Below are 22,852 nucleotides of genomic sequence, written 5' to 3'. Positions count from 1 at the left end.
GTCGCTGGTCCGACGCGCCGCCCGTCGCTTCGGCGCGGGCGCGAACGGTCAGGCGAAGGCGGCGAGCCTCGGGGCCTCCGAACTGCGGCCGCGTGTCTGGGTTTTCGGCGCAGGCGCGGGCGCCGGGGCCGTTTCGCCGAGCTGGCACCAGGCGTCGAACATGGAGCGGATCGTGCCCAGCTTGGTGACGCCGCTCGTGCGCGCCTCGCGCGGCGAGCAGCCGAAGCGGCGGCGAAACGCCTTGCTGAAGGTCGCCGTGCTTTCGAAGCCGAGCGTTTCGGCGAGCTCCCCGACGCTGCGATGCTCTTCGGGATGGAACAGAAGCTCGCAGGCCGTGTCCAGCCGGCGCAGCTGGATGTGGCTGGAAATGCCGCCGAGCGAGGAAAAGGCACGGTAGAGCGAGGAGCGCGCGATGCCGAGATCGCGCGAGATCGTATCGGGCGTCAGGTCGTGCGAGGAAAGGTTCTGCTCGATATAGCGCTCGACACGCATCCGTACCGCCGGCAGCAGAGGCGCGCTCGTCTTGTCGGACAGCGGGCTGTCCTCGATCTCGCACAGCGCCGCGCCGATCAGGCTGAGGCTGCCGCGCGAGATGCGGCCCGCTTCGTCCTCGGTGAGGGAGGGAACATAGCGCGACAGCGTGTCGAGATGGGCGGCCAGAACGTGCCCGCTCGGCGAGCGCAGGATGCGCCCGTGCAGCGAGGGCACCTTCGCCATGAGCCGGGTCAGCGCCTCGCGCGGCAGGATCAGGAAGACGTAGCGCGACAGCGTGCTGGTCAGATGGAACGTGTGCGAGGAGTCGAGGCAGAGAATGTCGCCCGCCTGGCACCGCACCGTGTAGCCGTCGATCTCGCCCTGCCACTGGCCGGCGGCGACATAGAGAAGGCAGACATGGTTCTGCCCGTCCATCAGCTGGTCCGGCTCGCGCGACAGGCGCACCGAGGAGAGATGCCCCGAGCACAGGATCATCGAGCCCAGAAGCCAGGCCGAAACGTCCACGAAGAAATCGTCGCCGGAGCGTCCGTTCAGATCGGTCCGGAACTGCGGCAAGGCCTCCCGCCACAGGCGCAGCGCGTTTCGGGGGCCGATCTTGTCGCTGCTGAGCCGAAGCGAGGGCAATCTGTCGTTCATCGGGAGATCCCTCCTAGCCGGCGAAAATCGGGGCGCGATCCGACGGCGGCGCGCCGGGAACGGCACTCGCCATAGGCTCCACAGCCCACCGGCGACCCAACGCGGCTGGCTGCGGCATCGCGGCACGATGCTTCTTCAGTTCATGAGGTGACAAAACGAAGACAGTAACGGCGCGAAGATCGAAGCCGAAGAGGCCGAATTCCGTGCATTCGTTAACGAGTTCGTTTGTCGAAGACTGTTGTTCCGAGCGTCGAGTTCAAGTCGCACGACCGCCCGTCAACGTCAACGGCTCGAGCGGGGGACGGACGATCCGTGCCCGCAGAATGTGTGATATGAGACGAAATGCCCATTCTTAGGGACGAAATGTCGAACCGTGTCCAACACCCCGCCCTCTAGCCTCCAGCTGATCCTCGATCGCCGTCACGACACCGCCGCCGCGCGGATCGCGGCCTGGGGCAAGGTCATGTCCGCGAGCGGGCGCGTCGAGGTCGCCGAGGCGGATGCGGACGGCTTCGAAGGCCGGTTCCTCGCCCGCACCCTGGGGGAGGTCCGGGTCATGCAGGTGGCCTCCAAGCGCTTCCGCTTCGAACGGAGCCCGAAGATGGCCGCGAACATGGTGCGCGACCATCTCCTCGTCAACGTCGTGGAGGCGGGGCGGATCGAAGGACGGATCGCTGAACGCGCGATCAGGGCGGAGGCCGGGGCGCTCGTTCTCTCGCGGATGGCGACGCCCATGGACGTGGTGCTCGACGGCGTGTCCTGGCTCGCCCTCATCATTCCCAAGGATATTCTGGACCGCCACATGATCTGGCGGCGGTCGCTGGACGGGCGCGTCTTCGCCCCGGGCTCCGCCCCGGCGCTGCTTCTGGCGGCGCATATGCGCGCGCTTCTGGCGCTGCCCGATCCGGTGCCTCCGGCCGAGACGGAGCTCGTCGCCCGCTCGTCCCTCGCGCTCCTGTCGACGAGCCTCGGCGCCGCGCCGCGCACGGGGCCGGCCTCGAACGTCGACGGACCCGATGTCGCCCAGCTCGTGCGCCGCTTCATCTTCGAGCATCTGCGCGATCCCGAACTCGACGTCGCCATGATCTGCGCGCGCTTTTCCCTGTCGCGCTCCAGCCTCTATCGCCTGATGGGCGAGCGGTCCGATATCGCCGGCCTGATCCGGGACCTGCGCCTTCGCGGTGCGAAGCGGGACATTCTGTCGGGCCATTTCGCCGATCGCCCGATCGAGGAGATCGGCCGGCGCTGGGGTCTTTCCGACGAGCGCAGCTTCCGGCGCGCCTTCGTGCGCGCCTTCGGCCAATCGCCCTCGCATCTGCGCCGCAGCGTTCGGGCCGGCGTGCCGCTCGCGCTCCAATCCTCGCTCGGCGTCGAGGACGAGTTGGAGCGGTGGTTCACGGGTCTTTAGCTATAGCCGCAAGCAATCGCCGACTGGCACGGAACGTCCGGTTTTGAGATGGGCGGACGACGACAGAGCGGCGAGGAGCGATTAGGCTGGGAGCCTACCGATGGCCGCCCGGCATCCTGATGTCGCGCCGCGTGCGTGGACGCAGGGTGCCGATCGTCATTCCAGAAAAGTTGCCGCGCCTTGAATGTCGTGGGGAACGGGAGAGAGCCGGTCAGAGACGCCGCGCCGGAGCCTCGCGATGCGCGGCTTTCGCGCCTGACGCGAGTCTCGCCGGCTTCCCCTTCTGTCCCGCCGCGATGCCAGCCTGGAGCACATCCAACGGACATGGGTTCGTCGGACATTCTCCGGGTCCTTGTTTCTCGCATTGTCCGGGCGCGAAAGCCGCTCGGCTTTCGCTGGAAATGCTCTAGCAGGACAGACCGTTCGATGCAGACCGCCACCTTGACCGCCGAGGCGCCGACCAAACGGCTGCGTTGGACGATCCGCCTGCGTTTCGCGCTCGCCGCGCTGACGGTTCTCGTCCTGGCGCAGCTCCTGTCCGGCGTGCTCACCGTGTCGGCCATCCAGAAGACCGCCTTCGACGGAACTGTGACGGCGGTGCGCATCGTCGGCCACGACTGGTCCTTCCGCATCCAGAACGCGCTGCGCTTCGGCAAGCCCATCACGCAGATGTTCGGCCTGCCGGAAATCCTCGCCGGCATTCGCGACGACCTGCCCTTCGTGTCGGGCGCGCTCGTGACGCTGCCGGACGGATCGGTGGTGGAAAGCAACGCGGCGGCGCGCCTCCCGGCCGGGCTCGGCGCGCTGGTGGCCGAGAAGCTCTCGGCGACGACCCCCGCGCCGGCCGCGCAGGGCAGGGGTCTCGCGCAAGGGCGGCTCGGCACGGACACCGTCTTCGTTCTGCCCGTGTCGGGCGCCGGGGGGAGTCTGGCCGGCGCGCTGGTGATGATCGTGCCCGACGCGGTAATCGCCGAGGCGACGGCCGATCCGGTGGCGGATGCGGTGGTCTCGCTCATCGTCACGACGCTGGCGGGCGTCGCGGCCTTGATCGTCGCCGCCATGGTTCTGCCGCTCGGCACGGACGGCACGGTGGACCGCTGGAAGCTCCTCCTCGTTCCCGCGCTCGTGCTGGTTCTCGTCCAGGGCAGCGCGTCCTGGCGCAACATCACGACCTTCCGCGACGCCTATGTGCAGGCCGCGACCGAGAACGTGCAGCGCTCGGTGGACCGCTTCGGCACCGATCTTCAGCGCCTCGTGGACCGGGGCGTGCGGCTCGACCGCCTGTCGGACTACGCCTCGCCCTTCGGCCGCATGGCCGCCGACATTCCCGAACTGGCCTCGGTTCGGCTGGAGCGGCCGTCCGGCGAGGTGATCGCCGCGCTCGACGCCAAGAACGAGGCCCCCTCCAGCCGCGCGTCGATCCGCTACGACATCCATGCCGACGGCAGCGCCGAGCCTTTGGCGCGTCTCGACGCCCGCCTGTCGGAAACCGCGATCGCGGACGGCGTCTGGCACCGCGCGCTCGACGCCGGAACGGTGCTTCTGACCTCCGCCTTGTTCGGTTTCGAGCTTCTGGTTCTCTTCGGCATCCTGATGCGCCGCCTTGCCGCGCGAAGCGAGGAGGCCGGCGCGGTGGATCGCGACGGGCACCATCTTCTGGCGCGGCCCGCCGCCTTTCTTCTCGTCTTCGGCTGGGCGCTGCCCTTGTCCTTCGTGCCGCTGCAAATGGGCTCGCTCACCACCGAACCGCTATTCGGCCTGTCGCGCGCCATCACGCTCGCCCTGCCGATCTCGGCCGAGATGGGATGCGCGCTCATTACCGCGCTGATCGCCGGCGTCCTCACCGACCGTCGCGGCTGGCATGTGCCCTTCGTCGTCGGCGGCATCGTCTGCGCGGCCGGCGCGCTCGCCGCGACGCTCGCCACCGGGCCGCTCAGCTACATCGCGGCGCGCGCCGTGGTGGGGCTTGGATACGGCCTCGCCTGGATGGGCATCCAGGGCTACATCTTCTCCTGGTCGAGCCCGCGCACGCGCACCCAGGCCGTCGCCAATCTCGTCGCCGGCATCTTCGCGGGGCAGATCTGCGGCAATGTCACCGGCGCCATGCTGGCCGACCAGATCGGCTTCTCCTCGGTCTTCGTCGTGGCGGCGGTTCTCGGCCTCGCGCCGATCCTCTTCGCCTTCGGCTTCATGCGCCCCTATTTCGGCCGGCCGGCCGTGGCGCCGGCGCAGCCCGCCGCCGCGCCCGTGCCCCTGCCGCTCGCGCCGGAAACCGGCTCGGCGCTCGGCGGGCTCCTGAAGGACCGCAACTTCCTGGCGCTCCTGCTTCTCAGCGTCGTGCCCTTCTCGGTCGCCCAGGTCGGGCTCCTCTACTACACGCTGCCCGTCTACCTGTCGCAGCAGGGAATCGAGCAGGGCAATATCGGCCGCATCATGATGATCTACGGCCTGTCGGTCATCTATATCGCGCCGATCCTCGGCCGCTGGGTGGACCGGCACGTGCGCAAGAAGCCCTTCATCGTCATGGGCGGCCTCCTCGGCGGGCTGGGCCTCGCCTTCACCTATCTCGATGTCGGGCTCGCCGCGCTCGTCGCCTCGGTCTTCCTGCTCGGGCTCGCCAGCAGTCTCGGCGGCCCGGCGCAGTCGAGCTTCGCCCTGCATCTGCCGAGCGTCCAGCGGCTCGGCACCGGCCGCGCCATGGGCATCCAGCGCGCCGCCGACAAGCTCGGCCAGATGATCGGCCCGATCGCGGTCGGCGCCCTGTTCACCCTGATGGGCACGCGCGACGGGCTCGCCATCACCGGCGTCTATTATCTGGGCTCCACGCTCCTCTTCTTCCTGATCGCGCGCGATCACCTCGTCCCTCCCGCATCGACACGAAAGGGGGCGGCCGGTCATGGCTGACATGCGCACCTATCCGACGCTCGGCGTCGAACTGGAAATGCCGATCGTCGATCTCACGACCGGCGCGAGCTTCGACGCGCGCGAGGTCTTCGCCCTCGTTCTCGACGCGCGGCGGCGGCGCGGCGAGCCGGTCGTGCCGGTTCTGGCCTCGGGCAATCTGATCGGGGTCGCCGGGCCGCAGGTCGTCTCCTCCGTCGACAACGGCTTCAACAATCTGGAAAGCGCCATCGGCATCGTCGGCGGGCCGGACCATCCAGGCTCCAATCTCAACGATCTCGCCGGCCTCGTGCAGCGCGAGATGACGGAACTCGTCGCCTGCCTCGGCGAACTCGGCGCGGGCGTCGCGAACCTTTCCGAGCACCCGGCGACGCCGATCAGCGAGCCCTTCTATCAGGCGATGCGCGCGCCCAAGCCCATCTATGATTACTGGCGCGACGTGCGCGGCTGGCGGCACGAAGCGGGCATGGACGCCAAGGCCCAGAACGGGCCGACAACGGGCGTCCTGGCCGAAGACGCCGTGGCCGCGCTCAATCTGGCGCTTCTCGCGGCGCCCGCGCTGATCGCGCTCTTCGCCAACAGCCCGTTCGAGGCGGGCGAGGCGACGGGCTGCAAGGAAAATCGCCTGCGCATCTGGACGCGCATGTTCGCCGAGCCGGCCTTTGCCGGCGATCGCACGACGCACCGCCCGCCCGTGCGCCCCTTCGAGGACATGGCGCATTACCTCCAGTGGATGTTCGGGGGCGATCGCGCCATGCAGGCGCTGCCGCTCGGGGCCAATTCCTACAAGGGCTTCGGCGAGCTTGCCCGCATGGACGGCGACCCGGCGCTTCTCGACTTCCTGCGGGCGCCGAGCTGGCCCGGCGCGCGCCTGTGCGACGGCGCGACGGTGGAGGTGACGCCGGACCTGCGCCATCTCGAAAGCCTTCAGTTCTCGCAGTTTTCCGACGCCCGCATCCGCTTCCAGTTCGGCACGGCGCCGAGCGTCGAGGCCTTTTTCGACGCCCTGGCCGAGCGACGCGTCGAGGCGCTCTTCTCCGAGCATTGCCAGTCGCTTTATATCGAGGGCCGGGCGGCGGGCGCGAATTTCGCCGACGCCGCGCTTTGCGATCTCGCCGATCCGCTGGTTCCCGCTTCCGTCGCGATGGCGCCCTCGGCCCTCCAGAAGGGACTTCAGTGCAACCCGGACAGTTTCGCGCGCCTGAGCCGGCTTTTGCCCTGGGAGGACCTGCGCTCGAGCCGCGAGGAGGCGATCCGCCACGGGCTCGAGGGCCGGGCCGGCCCGATCTCGCTCGCCCGCTTCGCCAGCGCCGTGGTGGACGAGGCGGAAGCCGGGCTCGCGCCGAGCGAGCGCTGGATGCTGGCCTATCCCCGCCATGTCCTTCGCACCGGGCAGACCGGTGCGGACCGCGCGCTCGCCGCCTTCGAGCGCGCGAGCGGCGGGCGGGCAGAGCGCCTGCGCGGGCTGGTCGTCGCCAGCACGCTGCGCCGCGTGCCGCCGGTGCCTTTTCCGCAGATCGAGTGGGGCGCGGACGTGCCCGCGCTCGCTACTGCGTGCGTTGCATGAGATCGACGCCGAAAATCTCGTCGCTCGCCAGGAGAATGTCGACGGAGGGGTCGTAGCCGATCTCCTCCGCCGTATGGAGGTTCAGCGCGATCTTGGCCGGCGCCTGCCAGACCTGCGGCAGGTCGCGCGGCCTGGCGCCGTTGAAAATGCGGGCGATCGTCTCGGCATGGAAGCGGCCGACATAGACGAAGTCGGACTGCGCGACGCTCATCAGGGCGCCGAGCCGCACTTCGGATTCGCCCGCCATGGAGAAGGTCGGCAGGTCGTGCGCGATCAAGGGCGCGACCGCCTTCGGAAAGGAGGTTTCCGTCAGGCCGCGATGCACGGTGATATAGACCGCATCGCTCTTGCCGGAGATCTCGTTGTAGCAGGCCTCGACCTTCGCCTCGGCCTCGGCTTGCGGAATGTTGTTGAACGGGGCGAAGCAGGGCACGATCTCGAAGCCGCGCTCGCGGGCGATGCGCTCGATATCGTCCACCGCCGCGAAGGTGCGCCCTTCCGGGCTGTTCTCGTAGACGAGGCCGAGCTTCTTGAAGTGGAAGATGTCGTCGAACAGCTCCACCTGCCGCGCGTAGCGCTGCGGCTCGACCTTGGCGGTGAGGTGGTCGTGGCCTGAATCCGTCTCGCTCGCGATGATCTTGGAGCCGATCGGGTCGCTGGTCGAGGCGACGACGACGGGCGTCGAGATGTCGTCGGTGGAAAGGTCCTGGCCCGCCCAGGTGCCGAGCGCCAGCATCAGGTCGAGATCGTGCTGCGACTTCAGGCGGTCGAGGAGGGCGGTCCGGACCTCGGGGCGCTTTTCCTTGTCGAAATTGCCGGCCGCGTAATAGGCGTCCGCCGGAAACTCGACATAGTCGCTGACCGCATGGGCCGAGAGCCAGCGCCAGAATCCGCCCGCTTCGGGATCGTTGCCGACCGGCAGGTCCATCGGCTTGATCCAGCCGATCGCCATGAGGCCGCGCACGGTCGCCTTCAGGATCACCTCGTAATCCTTGTACTGCCCGCCCTCGTAATAGCCGATGCGCCATTTCTTGCCGTCCGGCTTCAAGCGCGGCTCGGACGGCCAGACGCGGATGCCCGTCGGCACGCTGCCGACCGCCGGCACGCTGCCGACCGCCGGAGCGGTCGCGGCCGGCGACGGCGTCTGGGCGAGCGCCGTGAGCGAGGAGGCGGACAGGAGCGCGAGGCCGGCGAGAGCGGGGCGCAGAAGGGCAAGACGGATCATGACGGCCTCTTCGAAGGCTTGTGGAAACGAAGGGCGACAAGCGTGATGTCGTCCGATTGCGGGGTGTCGCCGGCATGGGCGTGGACGTCGCTCATGATCCGCTCCACCAGCCGTTCGGCCGGCATGAACGGGTCCTGCGATTCCAGGAGATGCAGGAGCCGGTCGTCCTCGTAGAGTTCGCCGCGCGCGTTCATCGCCTCGGTCACGCCGTCCGTGTAGAGAACCAGCGTCTCGCCGGGCTCCAGCTTCATGGCGAGCGGCTCGTAGTCCATGCCCTCCACGACGCCGAGCGCCGGGCCGCTGATCGGGCGCAAGCACTCCACGCGCCCGCCCTCGCGGATCACCAGCGGCGGATTGTGCCCGCCATTGCAGTAGCGGATGTCGCCGGTCACGCAGTCGAGAATGCCGATCAGGCTTGTCACGAAGATCGAGTTCGGATTGTCGCTCGCCAGCGTGTCGTTGACCGCCGCCATCATCTGCCAGGGTTCGGCGAAGCGGTCGGCCGCCGATTTGATCAGCGTCTTGGTGATCGCCATGAAGAGCGCGGCGGGCACGCCCTTGCCGGCCACGTCGCCGATCGTGAAGCAGAGATGCCGCTCGTCGATGAAGTAGAAGTCGTAGAGATCGCCGCCGACCTCCTTGGCCGAGACGAGCGCGGCGTGGATGTCGATCTCGGAGCGGTGCGGGAAGGCCGGGAAGATCTTCGGCAGGAGGCCGAGCTGGATGTCGCGCGCGACGTTCAATTCGCCTTCGATGCGCTCGCGCTCCTGCGTCACGCGCATCACCGTCTGCACGTTGCGATAGAGCGAATCCTCCATGAAGGAGAAGGCGCTGGCGAGCCGGCCGATCTCGTCGCCCCCCGCGCGCGTCGGAGGCGCGGCACGCTCGGGCGGGCTTTGCGTGAAGTCCACTTCGGGCAGCGCCCGCGCGCGGTGGGTCAGCGCCACGAGCGGCCGGCTGATGCGCTGGGCGAGGAACCAGGCGAGAATGGCGGCGAGAAGGATGCCGCCCGCGAAGACCAGCCCCTGGTTGAAGATCAGGTCCTGCGCGGGCTTGGCGAGCGCGGAGGAGGAGACGATCGCCGCGACATACCAGTCGAGCGCCTTCAGCCGGAAGACCTGCGCCTCGACCCCGCCCTCGGCGCCGGCCGAGGGGAGGGGCGCGAGGCGGCCGGAGGCGTCGCCATCCGAGGCCATGGCCTTCAGCTCGGCGAGAACGGCGGGCTTCGTCCAGTCCGTCTCGCCGGACTGGGGCGCGATCACCGGGCGGTCGCTGCCGTCGAACACGAAGACGAAGCCGTCGCCCGCCATTTTGAGGGCGCGCAGGCTCCCCGTCAGCCGCTCCACCAGCTCGGCCCGGCGCTGGTCGGTCACCCGTTGCAGCGCGCCGACATCGCCGACGATGCCGATCATCCAGCCCCAGCGCGGAAACGGCACGAAGAGCCCGTATTTCTGCTCCGTGGCCGAACCCTTCAGCGACTTCCAGCCATAGGTGAGGAAGGACGAGCCGTAGAGTTCGCTGTCGCTCCAGGCGGCCTGCGTCACCGGCCGGCCCCTGATGTCGCGAAAGCCCGAGAGGTCCTGCCCGACCATCGCCTGGTCGGGATAGATCACGGCGCGGCCCGCGCGGTCGAAGGCGAAGATATAGTCGCCCGAAACGGGTGCGAGGCCGGACAGCCAGTCGAGCGCGTTGGCCCGGGCAGCTTCCTCGCTCATGCCTGAGCGCCTGGCCTGCAGGGCCAGCGTTTCCAGCGTCGAGCGAACGGTCTGCCCGAACTGGCGGAAGGCTTCCTTGCGGTCCTGGATCGTGCCGACCTTGTCGGACAGGAGCTGGAGATACTGGCTGCGAATGGCCAGTTCCGCCATCTGGAGCACGTTCTCCACCGAGCGCTGCTCGGCCTCCACCATGGCCGAGCGCACGGCGCGCGACGAGTAGGCCATGATGCCTCCCGCCATGAGCGCCAGAATGGCGATGACGCCCACGAAGATCTTGACCCTGAGGCTGTTCACGCGCCGAATCCTGTCTGGGAAGGCCGCAACATACTCCAGGGGGACGGAACAAATCTTGTCCGAAACGCGCATGGATGCGCCTGAGCGTCCCACGGATTTTCCCTGCGTCCCAAAAGGGCGACTTGCGTCTGGGCGCAAAGTGCCGGGTTGTGGAATGGAAGAGTGGTTGTGCGAGGCCGCGCGCGGCCGGTAAGGTGACGTCCATGGAACGATTGAGATACGCCGCTCTGGCCTTGGCTCTCCTGTCGACGGGGGGCGGCGTCGCGCTTTCGGCCACCGCTCCGCCGAGCCCGGCCGCGCAGGGCGTCGAGGGCGATCTCGCCACGGCGCGCATGTTGGCCGCCATGCTCCAGTCGGCGCGCGGCGTCGTGTCCGCGCATCAGAGCGAGATCAACGATCCCGCGACCGGCGACAAGCATCTGCCGGGCCGCCGGGTCCTCGCCGAGGCGGTGGACCGCTTCCGGGCGCAGACCGGCCTCGATCCGAACGCGGTGGACCCGAAATCCTATGCCGGCCGGCTCCTGCGCGCGCAGATGGACGCCATCATCGAGGTGATGGACGCCAACCAGACCACGATCAATCAGGAGGGCGTGGGCTTCAAGGGCTTCATTCCCGCGACCTTCGCCCGTCTCGTGAACGAGGCCTTCGAGCGCCGCGTCGGCGGCGAGGCGAGCATCAAGGTCACGGCCCCGCTTCCGCTCGTGCGCAACCGGCAGTCGCGGCCCGACCCCTGGGAGGTCGCGACCATCGCCGATCATTTCGAGACGGCGAACTGGCCGAAGGGCGAGCTGTTCTCGCAGGTGACGGGCGAGGGGAAGAACCAGCGCGTGCGCGTCGCCGTGCCCGAATATTACGCCGAATCCTGCCTGTCCTGCCACGGCTCGCCGGCCGGCGAACTCGACATCACCGGCTATCCGCGCGAGGGCGCCAAGCTCGGCGATCTCGGCGGGGTGATCTCGATCCAGCTCATGCCGCAATGAGCGCGGCGGCCGAGCCCCCCATGCCCCCCATGCCCGCCGCGTCCCGCGCGCTGGGCGGGCTGCAGGCGCTGCGGCGGTTTTCGATCCGCGCGCGTCTCATCGTTCTCGCCGCCGGCTTCTTCGTCGCCATGATCGGCGCCAGCCTCTATGTCGGCAGCATGCTCGCCCGGTCCTGGGACACGGCGGCGGGCGCGAGCCGCATCGCCGCGACGATCGAGGTCGCCGACCGCGCCCGCACGGCCTTCAACGACCTGCGCTATTGGCAGGCCGATCTTGCGGTGAGCCTCCTCACCCTGTCGGAACGCAACGCGGCCTCCGCGCGCGCCCGGCTGAAGACCGAGCTGGCGCTGCTCGCCGAGACCCATCCCGACGTGTCAGCCGCGATCGCGCGCGATGCCGAGCGCTTCGACACGCTCGCCCAGTCCGCCGTCGACGCCTATACGGACGACCAGCGCGTCATCGGCAACACCCAGTTCGCGCAAGCGCGCCAGTTCGGCATCGCCGTGGACAAGGCCTTCTCGGACCTGTCCACGAGCCTGATGCACGAGGCGCAGGAAGCGCGCGCCGGCATTCTCGACCAGTTCGCCTCCGCCGCCCGCGTGTCGGCGCTCGTCACGCTCGCGGCGGTGCTGATCGGCGCGGTGATGACGCTGGTCGTGCTGGCCTCGATCCTGCGCCCCCTGCGCGGCATCGTGGCGGCCGTCACCGCCATCACGCGCGGCGAAACCGACGTCGCGCTGCCGCCGCCCTCGCGCGACGAGCTCGGCCGCGTCACCGAAGCGCTTCAGCTCCTGCGCGAAAGCCTGGCCGAGCGGGCGCGCCTCACCCTCGAGGCGGAGCGGCAGCGCTCCACCCTCTCGGACGCGATCGAGAGCATCGCGCAGGGCTTTGCCCTTTACGGGCCGGACAACCGGCTGCGGGCGACCAATGCGCGCTTCCGCTCCTTCCATCCGGGCTTCGGGGCCATGGCCGCCGCGCACGCCACCTTCGAGGAGGTCGTCGCTCTCGCCGGCCGTGATCTGATCGACACGCAGGACGATCCGGACACCTGGCTCGCCTCGCGCCTGTCCACCCATGGCGCCAAGGAAAGCCGGATCGACCGGTTCCGCGACGGGCGCTGGATGCAGATCACCGAGCGGCCGACCCACGAGGGCGGCTTCACCGTTCTTTATGCCGATATCAGCGAGTTGCGGCAGCGCCAGAGCGAACTGGAGGAAGCGCGCGACGAGGCCGAACGGGCGACGCGCGTGAAGTCCGAATTCCTCGCCAATATGAGCCACGAGCTGCGCACGCCGCTGAACGCCATCATCGGCTACAGCCAGATCCTGCAGGAGGACGCGCGCGACGACGGGCTCGACGCCTTCCTGCCCGATCTCGCCAAGATCGAGTCGGCCGGCAACCATCTTCTCGGCCTCATCAACGGCATTCTCGATCTGTCCAAGATCGAGGCGGGCCGGATGGAGGTCTACGACGAGAGCTTCCCGGTGGAGGCCATGCTGCGCGACGTGGAGTCGCTGATCCGCCCGCTGGCGCGCCAGAACAACAACGAACTCGTGCTGGCGATCGAACCCGATCTCGGCTCGATCGTCTCGGATGCGACCAAGGTCAAGCAGGCGGTCATCAACCTTCTCAGCAACGCCTCGAAGTTCACCAAGGAAGGCACCGTCACGCTTCGCGCCGAGGCGGTGGAGGAGCACGGCAGCCGCTGGCTCCACGTCTCCGTCGCCGATACGGGCATCGGCATGAGCGAGGAGCAGATGGCGCGCCTGTTCCAGGCCTTCAGCCAGGCCGACAATTCCACGACGCGCAAGTTCGGCGGCACGGGGCTCGGCCTTGCGATCAGCCGCTCCTTCGCGCGCATGCTCGGCGGGGACATCACCGTGTCGAGCCGGCCGGGCGAGGGGTCGACCTTCGTCCTGTCCTTGCCCTTCGACCCGGCCGACCGCGACGCCAGGCCCCAGCCGGGCGCCGCGTCCGAGACGACGCGCGCCGGCGGCTCCGGTCTCGTCCTCGTGGTGGACGACGATCCGGCGAGCGCCCACATCATCGGCTCGCATCTGACGCGGGAGGGCTATCGCCTGATCTACGCCTCGGATGGGCGGGAAGCGCTGGAACTCGCCCGGCAGGAGCGGCCCGATATCGTGACGCTCGACATTCTCATGCCGCAGCTCGACGGCTGGAGCACGCTCAGCGCCTTCAAGAACGACCCGGCGCTCGCCGACATTCCCGTCGTGATCGTCAGCGTGTCCAACGAGAAGGCGCTCGGCTTCTCGCTCGGCGCCTCGGCGATGATGACCAAACCCATCGACCGCAACGCGCTCAGCGAAGTGGTGCGCCGGCTGGCGGGACCGAGCGGCGAGGGCACGGTTCTCGTCGTGGAGGACGACGGCGCGACCCGCGAACTGATGGCGCGCGCGGTGGAGCGGCTCGGCCTGTCCGTCGCCCTGACCCTCCACGGCCGCGAGGCGCTGGATTGGCTGGGCGCGCACGAGCCGCCCTCGGCCATTCTCCTCGATCTCCAGATGCCCGAGATGGACGGGTTCGAATTCCTGGCGCGGATGCGCTCCGAGCCGCGCTGGGCGGCGATCCCGGTCGTGGTGGTGACCGCCAAGGAGCTGACGCTGGAGGAGCGCCGCGTGTTGGAAGCGGGCACGCAGCGCATCGTCGCCAAGGGCAAGGCGGCCTATCTGGAACTCACCGACGCACTGCGTCAGGCGCGCTCGGCCGAGGCGCGGGCGCCGGCAGTGGAGGGGGCGGCATGACGCGGATTCTTCTGGTCGAGGACAACGAGCTGAACCGGGACATGCTGTCCCGCCGCCTCCTGCGCGCCGGCTTCGAGGTGACCTTCGCCCATGACGGGCAAGAGGCGGTGGACGGTGTTCCGAAAGACGCGCCGGATCTCGTCCTCATGGATCTCGGCCTGCCGGATTTCGACGGGTGGGAAGCCACGCGCCGCATCCGCGCCGCCGGCTGGACCGGGCCGGTCATCGCGCTCACCGCCCATGCGATGAGCGGCGAGCGCGAGCGGGCGCTGGAGGCGGGCTGCGACGATTTCGACACCAAGCCGGTCGATATCAACCGGCTCCTGGAGAAGATCCGGGCGCTCCTGCCGGGGGCCTAAGGGCTCGTTTCAGCCGCCTCCGATGCGCCGGATCGCGACCATGGTCACGTCGTCGAAGGGCGGCGCGCCGTCGGCAAAGAGCCGTGCCGCGTCCGTCAGTCCTTCCAGCGCCTCCGAAGCCTGCGCGCCCGAAAGCGTTGCGGCGAGCGACAGGATGCGCTCGTTCTCCAGCGCCTCGCCGGCCGGGTTCTGCGTGTCGCCGAGCCCGTCGGTCGCCAGAAGCAGCGTTTCGCCGGGCTCGATCACCATGTCGTGGTCGGCGAAGGGGAAGTCCTCGACGACGCCGAGCGCCGGGTCGGCGGGCGTCACGATCTCCTCCGCCCCGCGCGAGGCGCTGATCCGCAGCGGATAGACATGGCCGGCATTGCAGAAATCGAGCCGGCCGGTTTCCAGATCGAGCAGCCCGACGAAGAGCGTGACGAAGGTCGTGTCCGGGTTGTTCTTGCAAAGCTCTGAATTCAGCAGGCCCGCGATCTGCGAGGGGCGCGGAGGCGCGCCGGCGAGCGCCACATGCTGGAGCAGCCCGGCGCGCAGGAGGCTGCGGGCGCGCGCCATGAAGAGGCCCGCCGGCATGCCCTTGCCGGCGACGTCGCCGATCGCCACGCAGAGCATTCCCGGCCGCACCTCGAAGAGGTCGTAGAGATCGCCGCCGATCTCCAGCGCCGGCTCCATCCGGCCGGCAATGTCCCAGCGCGCGGGGTCGAAATCCGCATGGTCGGGCATCATGCGCAGCTGCAGGATGCGGGCGCGTTCCAGCTCGCCGGTCATGCGCTCGAACTGGCGGCGGTTTTCGGTGCGCAGGTGCCGGCGCTCCAGCGCCGCGCGCACGCGCGCCGCGAGCAGCGCCGGGTTGAAGGGCTTGGGCAGATAGTCCTCCGCGCCAAGCTCGATACATTCCACGACCTTCTCGATCTCGGAGGCGGCCGAGATCATCACCACGGGCATGTCGGCGAGCCGGCCTTCCTCGCGCAAGGCCCGCAGCACCTCGATGCCGCTCATCTCGGGCATCATGACGTCGAGAAGAACGAGGTCGAAACTGTCCTCCCGGATGCGCGCCAGTGCCTCGCGCCCGTCGCCGGCCTCGACCGTGTCGGTGAGCTGCATTCGCTTCAGGCGCCGGATGAGGAGGTCGCGGTTTTCCGCGACGTCGTCCACCACGAGAATGCGGGAAGGGGGAAGGGCCACGGGGACGCTCACATTCTGGCAAGGGCGAAGGCGGGCTTCGGCCGATCGGGTCTTCTCTCGTTATAATGCGCCCGGCGCGGGGGCAAATCGCCCGGTGTCGCGGAATGTCTCAAGAAGCGTCGCCGCGCTCGGCCGCGCGCTCGGGTCCGAGGCGAGACAGCGCGGAAGAATGGCGCCGAGCGGCTCGGGTGCTTGCGTCCAACCCGCCTCGCCCGCGCACCACCCCGCGAGGCGAGCGAGCGACCAGATGTCGGCCGCCGGCCTCGGCGCCGCGCCTGCCCATTGCTCGGGGGAGGCCCAGGCCTCGGCGCCCACCGCCTCGCGCCCAATGATCGGATCGTCCGCCACGAGCCCGGCCGCGCCGAGATCGACCAGCACCGCGCGGGAGCCGCGAAAAAGGATATGGGCGGGCTTCACGTCCTGATGAACGACGCCACGCCCGTGCAGATAGGTCAGGGTCTGCGCGATCCCGGCGAGAAGCGGCACGAGCTTCGCCCAATCCGCGAAGGTTTCGCGCCGGTCGACGAGCGAGGGCGCCAGCCATTCGAACAGGAGCCAATCCTCGCCGCTCGCCAGAAGCGCGGCGAGGCCGGGATGAGCGAGGAGCCGCGCCAAACGCGCTTCGCGCTGGAATCGCAGCCGCGTGAGCGGGTCGGGCGCCGCGCGGTCCAGCCGCTTCAGAAGCGCGACGCGCCCGTCCGAATGCTCGGCGCGGTGAACATGCGTTCCGTTGCGGCTCGACAGGCACGCGCCGACCCGCCAGCCGGGCGGCGGACCGGCGAGATCGGGTGCCGGCCCGTCAGATGGCACCGACGCGGCGCCAGACCGGCAGGTGGTTCGAAAGAAGGATGGCGACGCTGTTCTGCATGCCGGCGCGGACCTCGTCCGGGTCGGTCATCACCTCGCCGTCGCGCCGCAAACTCTCGCCGCGCGCGTGGAGAAGATCGAGGCAGCGCTGCGCCAGCGGTTCGGCTTCAGCGGGCGTGCCGGTCGCCAGCGCCTCGTAGACGAGCATCGGGATGAGGGCGAACTGGACGCCGCTTTCGATGGCGAGCGCGGCGAGCGTGACCGTGGAGCGGCCCTGTTCGATCGCGTTGCGCACGAGGGCGAGGTTCACCGCGCGCACCCGGTCGAGCCCGCTCTGCGTCGGCTGGCGATGCACGGTGACGGCGTTGCGGGTCTCCAGCCCGACTGCCAGAAGCTCCTCGCCGGAGGGGGCGGGCGGGGCGTCCGGTCGGGCGCGAAGCTCGGCGAGCGAGGCGTCGCCCTCGGTCAGGGCCTCTGCCATGAAGGCGTAGAAGGGCGACTTGAACCCGATCTCGCCGCTCGACAGCGTGAGCTTGGGCTGATGCTGCGCTTTCGGCGCGGCGAGCGTCAGGCGCGTGTCGTCCATCATCTGCGCCTTTGCCAGGGGCGCCAGCGCGCGCGCGCCGCGCACGAAGACGTCGCGCCGGAAGATGCGCGGGTTGAAATGGTCCTTCACCATTTCCCGCATGGTCGCCGGGGCGGCGGCGACCAGCGCGCGCTGTTCCTCGCTGAGGAAGATCGGCGGGAAGTTTTCCAGCACCGTCGCGCTGCCGACATAGCTGAGCTTGGCGCGCGCCATGTCGGCGGCGAGATCGGCGTGATAGACCGGCTTCCACGAGCCGTTCAGATATTCGTGCGCGAGATAGGTGAGGCCGCGCTCGCGCTTGGCCATGTTCACCTCCACGAATTCGCCTTCGAGGGCGAGCGAGCCGGCCTTGCGCACGGCATCGGCAAAGCCGAGCGCCTCGAAGACGCGGGCGTCGCTGCGCCCTTCGCGCGTCGCGGCGTAATCGTGCAGGAGGCGCTGAAGCGGCATCTGCCGGCTCCAGCCGGGCTGCGCGTTGTAGGTCACGGCGACGACGCCGCCCGGTCGCAGGAAGCGCGACAGGATATCGACGACTTCGAGCTGATGCTCGCGCGCGATCCAGGTCCAGATACCGTGCAGCGTGATGTAGTCGAATGGCGGCAGCGCGCCTTCGGGAAGGGCCGCGAGTTCCCCGAATGAGCGCTCGGCGAAATGGACGTTGCCAAGACCCGCCCGCCGGGCGGTTTCGCTGGCATAGGCGATATGGGCGGGGTTGAAGTCGAAGGCGTGGACCTCGGCTTCCGGGTGGCAGGCGGCGAGCGTCAGCGCGGTTTCGCCGAGGCCGCAGCCGAGTTCGCAATAGGTGAAGCGCTCGCCCGCGCGGCGCGGCGCGTGGACGCCCTGGATCAGGCAGACGAGATCGAGATGCGCCGGCATCTGCTCGGCATAGAAACCCGGAACATAATCGAGATCGGCGACATAGCCGGAAGCCCAGTCGGTCATTGCGAACCCTTCGCATGGGATAGGAGTGCGGAAGCCGGCGCGATGTCGACGACGCCCGGCGCCCGGCGCGGCCCGCTCGTGCCGATCCAGGTGTTCCAGCCGAGGCGGCTGGCGCCGAGCGCGTTGCGCGGCCCGCCAAGGCGCAGCGGCGGCACGGCGGGCGCCTTCACGGTGAGGCGCTGGACGAAGGAGAGGTCCGGCCCGAGCGAGAAGGCGGCGAGATCGGCGAGGCGCTTCTGCCGCCAGCCGCCGGGGAGAAAACTGTCGAACACGTCGCCGTCGAGCGGGCCGATCAGAAGACGCACGCGGCCCTGCACGCTCCAGCTCTTGCGCCCGACGACGGCGTCGCGGCCGAGGCTGGAAAAGGCGCCGCCGCTAAGACCCGGCCGGCCGAGGCGCGTGCGCTCGGCCGGCACGATCGGCAGCCATTCGCCGACGAACTGCTCCACCCGGATCGGCTGGCCGAAGGCGTTGGAGAGAACCTTCTCCACCGCATGGGCCGAGCGGGTCCGCGGGCCGAGCAGCCCGGCGTGATGGATCATCACGCTGTCGGGCAGGTCGAGCCGCTCGGTGACGGAGCGCATCGCGAGGCCGACCACGGCGCGCATCGCCTCGTCGCTCGTCGCCTTGCCGGTCAGCGGCCGGCGCTCGGCCTCGATCACCGGGCGGTATTTGGCGAAGGCCTCGAACAGAAAGGCGGCGAGCCGGTCGTTGAAGAGGTCGAGAAAGTCGCGAAGCCCGGTGTTGCGCTCGCGCAGCGAGGTCTGCACCATCTCGCTGAAGGCGTGCGGCATCGCCCCGCCCGCCCCGGTGAGGCCGATCACGCCTTGCGTCAGCCGCGCCGGCCCGCCCGGATCGAAACGCACGCGCGTGACTTCCTTGGCGGCGAAGGACAGGCTGGAAGTCGCCTCGATGCGCAGGGCGGCCTCGCGCGGATCGACGCCGCGCCCGACCGCGTCCGGCAGCGCGTGTCCGGCGCGCTCGCGCTCGCGCGCGACGACGCGCTCGGCCAGACGGATCGCCTGAAACAGCTCGAACCCGCCGGGGTCGCGCTCCAGCGCGTCGATCAGAGAAGAACGCGGTCGCCGGCTCGGCTTGGCCATTGGCGCAGAACTCCGGTGCGGCCCTTGATGCGGGCCGTCAGGCGGGAAAAGGAATTGACCGACGTGTAGAGGCCGAGAAAGCGCTCCAGAATGCTGGCCAGGAGAAAGACGCTGGAGCCCGAGAAATTGGCGTCGTCGAAGGTGATCTCGACATCGACGCCCCGGCAGAAGGCGATCTGGTCCGCCCCGCGCAGCCGGGCCGAGCCGAGCCGGGAGGAGACCGAAAGGACGCCGTCGATCAGCGCGCGCGTTTCGGCTGAGTCCTTCACGTCGTAGAGCGTCAGGAGTTCGCGGATGGCGCTCGCGTCCTCGGCTTCCACGAGCGAGAGATGGTTGAGCGCCAGATGCGAGATCAGCCGCCAGCGCCCGGTCTGGCCGAAGAGATTGCGCAAGGTCGGCGTCGGCGGCGTGAGGAGGCGCAGCCGCGCGATGGCGGGCGAGGGTTTGACCATGGACAGGCGCGGCTGCGCCCCGCCGAAGGGCAGCCGCTCGGGCAGGTCCTGGTTGAAGCAGATCGTGTCGACCGAGAGGACCTCGTCGGGCAGGTTCTGCGGATCGAAGAACGGGTCCACCAGCGAGATCTGCGTCTGCGCGCCGGATTGGCCGGCGCCGCGCTCCTGCCGCGAGGCCAGCCACCAGACCTCGTGCGAGCGGTCTTCCGTGCGCCCCTGCGAGGCGTCGGCATGGCTGAGGCTGTAGAAGGGAAAGGCCTCCTGCGGCGCGTCGCGCCCGCCGCCGCTCAGCCACACGCTCTCGACGCTATAGACCTCCATCGCGCCCTGACGCCGGCTGTCGGGCACAACGCGGTACTCGCTCTTGCGATGGTCGAGCCGGATCGGCTCCGCCGGCTGGCGGAAGAGGTTGACGACGGGCGTGCAGCCGAGCGCGAAGGCTTCGGGCGACACGGCGCGCTCGATCGAGGGCGCCGAGCGCTTGAGATACACGAAGACGTCGAGGCGGCGGGCCTCGGGGTCGAGGCGGGCGGCCTCGGGAAGCTCCAGATCCACGAACAGGAACTTCTCGGGAAAGACGAAGAACTCGGTGAGCAGACGATAGCCCGCATGGGCGTTCTCGGGATAAAGCAGCAGCCCTTCGTCCGTGCCGAAACCGACCGGCTGGAGCGCGGAGGCCTCGGCCACGACGGGGGCGGGGTCGCTCGGCCCGTTGGCGAAGGCGACGGCCACCGCGTCGTTCAGGAGAAGCTCGTGCAGCTCGTAGGTCAGCGCCGGCTGGCCACGCAGGAAGACGCGAAGGCGCCCCGGCGCCACCTCGGCGAAGCTGCGCTCGCTGGCGCTCGGCTCCAGCGTCAGGCGCAGGCACGAGACCGCGCCCGCCGCCCCCGGCACGACGGGGGCCTGAAACGGACGGCTTGCTAGGCTCGCGCCCGAGAGGCGGATCGGGTGCAGCTCCACCGGATAGGCCGTGCGGAAGCGGCAGGGCTCGCCTTCCACGGGCTCGGTGTCGAGAAGCGCGCCGGCCTCGACCCGGTAGCTCGCCTGGAGATCGGCCGGCGGCTCGATCTGCAGCACCGACATGGAGGGAACCGGTCGCTGGTAATGGGGATAGAGCATCCCGATCAGCGCGTCGGTCAGTTCGGGAAAGTCGTCATCGAGCTTCTGGCGCACGCGCGCGGTCAGAAAGGCGAAGCTCTCGATCAGCCGGCCGACCGAGGGGTCCTCCACCGCGTCGGCCGAAACGCGCAGCCGCCCGGCGATGCGCGGATGCTCGGCGGCGAAATCGGCCGCCGCGCGGCGGATCGCCAGGAGTTCGCGATTGTAATGCGTCAGGAACGTATCGGACATTTCGCTTCTTCTGCCGCTTACAGGCCGCCGGCTTCGACGCCGGTGATCGACAGGTTGCGCGCCGCCGGATCGACCGCCGTGTCGTAGACGATCGCCTCCGCACCCGCTTCCGTTACCAGAAGGCCCCGGATGCGAAACCGCAAGGTCCGATCGAGCGGATTGTTGGCTTTCGGCATTTCGACGCTCACCTCGCGCAGGCGCGGCTCGAAACGGCGGATCATCTCCTCGAACTGCCGGCGGAAGGTTTCGCGCTGGCTTTCCGAGGCCATGGAGCGGGTCTGCAAATCGCTGAGCCCGTAGGTGAGGAGCGAGGTGCGCAGCTCGTCGAGGCCGGGCGGGGCGGAGACCTGACAGGGGCGGGTGTTGAACAGGGCTTCCAGATCGCGCCGAACGCTGTTGCGCAGCGCCGCGACGCCGGCCGCGCCCTCGCGGCCCGTATCGGGCGTGTCGCCGGCCAGCAGACGGTCGAGCAGCGACAGGCGGATCGGGGGGCGGGAGCGGGTGTTGGACATCGAGGCTCTCAGCGCACGCGCAAGCCGCTCAGCTCCGTGTGGAGGCGGAACGAGGCGACCATCTGGTCGATCTGGAAATGCGGCTTCAGCTGCATCACGCAGGCGAACGAGCCGGGCTTGCCGGGCAGTTCGCGGATTTCCACGCTGGAGCTGTTCAAGGGATATTGCGCCTTCAGCTCGTCCGGCGCGTCGGAATTGCCGGTCACATATTGCTGGAGCCAGCTGCTGAGGCGCGTCTGCAATTCCTCGGCGGTGGTGAAGGCGCCCATCGCGTCGCGCGCGATGACCTTGATGTAATGGGCAAAGCGGCTGACGCAGAGAATGTATTGCAGCATGGCCGAGATGCGCTCGTTGGCGCCGCGCGCATCCGTGCCGCCGCCGGCCGCCGGCGCATGGAGCGAGGGCGCGCCGAGAAAGGCGGAATTCGGCGTGTAGCGGCAGGGGCTGAGCGCCATCAGGCCGATCTCCTCCATCTGCTTCTGCTTGCGGTCGGTCAGCTCCACTTCCAGCGGTCGGCGATAGGCCCGCGCCTCGCCGGTGGAAAAGGGCGCGATCGGCATGTTCTCGACGAGACCCGCGCCGCTTTCGTCCTGCCGTGTGCCGCGAATGTCGGCGAACCAGCTCCAGTCGCGGAAGGCCTGGATCACCACCGCGCCGAAGGCATAGACCGCGTTGCCGAAGAGCCAGTCGTCGATACCGAGGCCGCGCCGGCCTTCCTCGAAGCGGAAGGGCTCGGCCCGCGTGCCGTCCTCGGCATGGCGGCGGCGCATCAGGACGCGCGGCGCGGTGACGGCGAGGAAGCGGCTGTCGTCGCGCGCCTGGAGCGCGCGCCAGCGGGCATAGTCCGCGCCCCGGAAGGGCAGGCCGATATCCTGCGCGAAGGACAGTTCGGAAAAGTCCTCGACGCCGAGAAGCGCCGGGCTCGCTCCGATGATGCAAGGGGCGAAGGCCGCAGCCGCGACGCCGGCGAGCGAGGAGAGCGTGGAAATGTCGTCGGCCGCCGCGCCGCTGCGCGTGCCGTGCCGATGCTGGATCTCGTAGTCGCACAGGACCAGCCCGTAGGGCAGGCCGCCGGGCATGCCGAATTCGTCGCTGTAGAGGCGCTCGAAGAGGAGGCTGCGGTCGAACTCGGCGGCGCGGTTGAAGTCGCGCCCGATCTCGGCCCAGGTGGCCGAGAGGATGCGCACCACGATGCGCTCGTCGGCGCCGGCCGCGTCGAGAAGCTGGTCGAGCCCGAGCCAGGAGGCTTCGAGCGTCTGGAAGTCGGAATGGTGCAGGATCGTCTCGACTTGCGCCGAGAGCATTTCGTCGATCGCCGCGATGTCGCGGTCGATCGAGGCGCGAAGGCCTGCTCCGCCGCGCGTCAGGAGCGGCTCCAGCCGCTCGCCGTACCAGAGCGACAGCGCCTCGGCGGCGTCGTCGCAGGCGAGGAAACGGGCGAGATCGCTCTCGCCCGCCTCATCCGTTTCGAACAGGGCTTCGGTCAACCGAAGCCCCAGAGGCCGCGCGGCGGCGCCGGCTGGCTTCACCTCGCCGGGCGAGGAGGACTGATCCGCCAGCACGCCGCGCCGCC

The 22,852-nt window shown here is 69.4% G+C and carries 16 protein-coding genes; 6 read left to right on the top strand and 10 right to left on the bottom strand.

Annotation, left to right across the window (positions count from 1 at the left end):
• Nucleotides 1-48: 48 nt before the first annotated feature.
• Nucleotides 49-1,131, bottom strand: coding sequence for a helix-turn-helix domain-containing protein (locus B146_RS0112915; protein WP_019996866.1), 1,083 nt, complete (start codon nucleotides 1,129-1,131; stop codon nucleotides 49-51).
• A 373-nt stretch (nucleotides 1,132-1,504) separates the two neighbouring features.
• On the opposite strand from B146_RS0112915, the gene B146_RS27780 reads away from it, so the two are divergent.
• The 3 genes from B146_RS27780 to B146_RS25975 all read left to right on the top strand — a co-directional run bounded on the left by B146_RS27780 (nucleotide 1,505) and on the right by B146_RS25975 (nucleotide 7,007).
• The gene (locus B146_RS27780) at nucleotides 1,505-2,539 is read left to right on the top strand and encodes a helix-turn-helix domain-containing protein (RefSeq protein ID WP_019996865.1); all 1,035 of its coding nucleotides are present in this window, start codon (nucleotides 1,505-1,507) and stop codon (nucleotides 2,537-2,539) included.
• Nucleotides 2,540-2,965: 426 nt separating this feature from the next.
• Nucleotides 2,966-5,443, top strand: a complete 2,478-nt coding sequence (locus B146_RS25980; protein ID WP_019996864.1) for an MFS transporter — start codon at nucleotides 2,966-2,968, stop codon at nucleotides 5,441-5,443.
• The gene (locus tag B146_RS25975) at nucleotides 5,436-7,007 is read left to right on the top strand and encodes a glutamate-cysteine ligase family protein (RefSeq protein ID WP_019996863.1); all 1,572 of its coding nucleotides are present in this window, start codon (nucleotides 5,436-5,438) and stop codon (nucleotides 7,005-7,007) included. Before B146_RS25980 ends, B146_RS25975 begins: the two co-directional genes overlap by 8 nt.
• Here the strand turns inward: B146_RS25975 and B146_RS25970 are convergent.
• Entirely contained in the window at nucleotides 6,988-8,232 is a 1,245-nt protein-coding gene (locus B146_RS25970; protein ID WP_019996862.1) for an ABC transporter substrate-binding protein, read from the bottom strand. The genes B146_RS25975 and B146_RS25970 overlap by 20 nt on opposite strands.
• On the bottom strand, nucleotides 8,229-10,241 hold the full coding sequence (locus B146_RS27775; protein ID WP_162141946.1) for a SpoIIE family protein phosphatase: 2,013 nt from the start codon (nucleotides 10,239-10,241) through the stop codon (nucleotides 8,229-8,231). Before B146_RS27775 ends, B146_RS25970 begins: the two co-directional genes overlap by 4 nt.
• A 203-nt stretch (nucleotides 10,242-10,444) precedes the next feature.
• Here B146_RS27775 and B146_RS0112885 point away from each other — a divergent pair, with 203 nt between their 5' ends.
• The 3 genes from B146_RS0112885 to B146_RS0112875 are packed head-to-tail and all read left to right on the top strand — an operon-like array spanning nucleotide 10,445 to nucleotide 14,342.
• On the top strand, nucleotides 10,445-11,221 hold the full coding sequence (locus B146_RS0112885; protein ID WP_026358577.1) for a Tll0287-like domain-containing protein: 777 nt from the start codon (nucleotides 10,445-10,447) through the stop codon (nucleotides 11,219-11,221).
• Between the two features lie 20 nt (nucleotides 11,222-11,241).
• Complete coding sequence (locus B146_RS0112880) at nucleotides 11,242-13,983, top strand: hybrid sensor histidine kinase/response regulator (RefSeq protein ID WP_162141945.1); 2,742 nt, start codon at nucleotides 11,242-11,244, stop codon at nucleotides 13,981-13,983.
• Nucleotides 13,980-14,342 carry a response regulator gene (locus B146_RS0112875; protein ID WP_019996858.1) on the top strand — a complete coding sequence of 121 codons (363 nt, stop codon included), beginning with the start codon at nucleotides 13,980-13,982 and terminating at the stop codon, nucleotides 14,340-14,342. The genes B146_RS0112880 and B146_RS0112875 overlap by 4 nt, the downstream gene beginning before the upstream one ends.
• A 9-nt stretch (nucleotides 14,343-14,351) precedes the next feature.
• On the opposite strand, the gene B146_RS0112870 is transcribed toward B146_RS0112875, so the two are convergent.
• The 7 genes from B146_RS0112870 to tssC are packed head-to-tail and all read right to left on the bottom strand — an operon-like array spanning nucleotide 14,352 to nucleotide 22,841.
• Nucleotides 14,352-15,527 carry a PP2C family protein-serine/threonine phosphatase gene (locus B146_RS0112870; RefSeq protein WP_019996857.1) on the bottom strand — a complete coding sequence of 392 codons (1,176 nt, stop codon included), beginning with the start codon at nucleotides 15,525-15,527 and terminating at the stop codon, nucleotides 14,352-14,354.
• A gap of 60 nt (nucleotides 15,528-15,587) precedes the next feature.
• Nucleotides 15,588-16,337, bottom strand: coding sequence for a protein kinase domain-containing protein (locus B146_RS27770; protein WP_019996856.1), 750 nt, complete (start codon nucleotides 16,335-16,337; stop codon nucleotides 15,588-15,590).
• A complete protein-coding gene (locus tag B146_RS0112860; RefSeq protein WP_019996855.1) occupies nucleotides 16,327-17,862 on the bottom strand; it encodes a class I SAM-dependent methyltransferase in 1,536 nt (511 codons plus the stop codon). Before B146_RS0112860 ends, B146_RS27770 begins: the two co-directional genes overlap by 11 nt.
• Nucleotides 17,859-18,965, bottom strand: coding sequence for a type VI secretion system baseplate subunit TssG (gene tssG / locus B146_RS0112855; protein ID WP_019996854.1), 1,107 nt, complete (start codon nucleotides 18,963-18,965; stop codon nucleotides 17,859-17,861). Before tssG ends, B146_RS0112860 begins: the two co-directional genes overlap by 4 nt.
• A complete protein-coding gene (gene tssF / locus B146_RS0112850) occupies nucleotides 18,929-20,767 on the bottom strand; it encodes a type VI secretion system baseplate subunit TssF (protein ID WP_019996853.1) in 1,839 nt (612 codons plus the stop codon). Before tssF ends, tssG begins: the two co-directional genes overlap by 37 nt.
• Nucleotides 20,768-20,784: 17 nt before the next feature.
• Entirely contained in the window at nucleotides 20,785-21,279 is a 495-nt protein-coding gene (gene tssE, locus B146_RS0112845; RefSeq protein WP_019996852.1) for a type VI secretion system baseplate subunit TssE, read from the bottom strand.
• Between the two features lie 8 nt (nucleotides 21,280-21,287).
• Entirely contained in the window at nucleotides 21,288-22,841 is a 1,554-nt protein-coding gene (gene tssC / locus B146_RS0112840; RefSeq protein WP_019996851.1) for a type VI secretion system contractile sheath large subunit, read from the bottom strand.
• Between the last annotated feature and the right edge of the window lie 11 nt (nucleotides 22,842-22,852).

The sequence above is a fragment of the Aureimonas ureilytica DSM 18598 = NBRC 106430 genome (genome assembly GCF_000382705.1).
Lineage (GTDB): Bacteria > Pseudomonadota > Alphaproteobacteria > Rhizobiales > Rhizobiaceae > Aureimonas > Aureimonas ureilytica.
The sequence above is the reverse complement of the archived record's forward strand: the minus strand, read 5'-3'. Positions and strand labels throughout refer to the sequence as shown.

Coding starts and splice junctions, on each gene's coding strand:
- B146_RS0112915 (WP_019996866.1), bottom strand. CDS start 1,131: ATGAACGACAGATTGCCCTCGCTTCGGCTCAGCAGCGACAAGATCGGC.
- B146_RS25980 (WP_019996864.1), top strand. CDS start 2,966: ATGCAGACCGCCACCTTGACCGCCGAGGCGCCGACCAAACGGCTGCGT.
- B146_RS25975 (WP_019996863.1), top strand. CDS start 5,436: ATGGCTGACATGCGCACCTATCCGACGCTCGGCGTCGAACTGGAAATG.
- B146_RS25970 (WP_019996862.1), bottom strand. CDS start 8,232: ATGATCCGTCTTGCCCTTCTGCGCCCCGCTCTCGCCGGCCTCGCGCTC.
- B146_RS0112885 (WP_026358577.1), top strand. CDS start 10,445: ATGGAACGATTGAGATACGCCGCTCTGGCCTTGGCTCTCCTGTCGACG.
- B146_RS0112880 (WP_162141945.1), top strand. CDS start 11,242: ATGCCCCCCATGCCCGCCGCGTCCCGCGCGCTGGGCGGGCTGCAGGCG.
- B146_RS0112875 (WP_019996858.1), top strand. CDS start 13,980: ATGACGCGGATTCTTCTGGTCGAGGACAACGAGCTGAACCGGGACATG.
- B146_RS0112860 (WP_019996855.1), bottom strand. CDS start 17,862: ATGACCGACTGGGCTTCCGGCTATGTCGCCGATCTCGATTATGTTCCG.
- tssG (WP_019996854.1), bottom strand. CDS start 18,965: ATGGCCAAGCCGAGCCGGCGACCGCGTTCTTCTCTGATCGACGCGCTG.
- tssF (WP_019996853.1), bottom strand. CDS start 20,767: ATGTCCGATACGTTCCTGACGCATTACAATCGCGAACTCCTGGCGATC.
- tssE (WP_019996852.1), bottom strand. CDS start 21,279: ATGTCCAACACCCGCTCCCGCCCCCCGATCCGCCTGTCGCTGCTCGAC.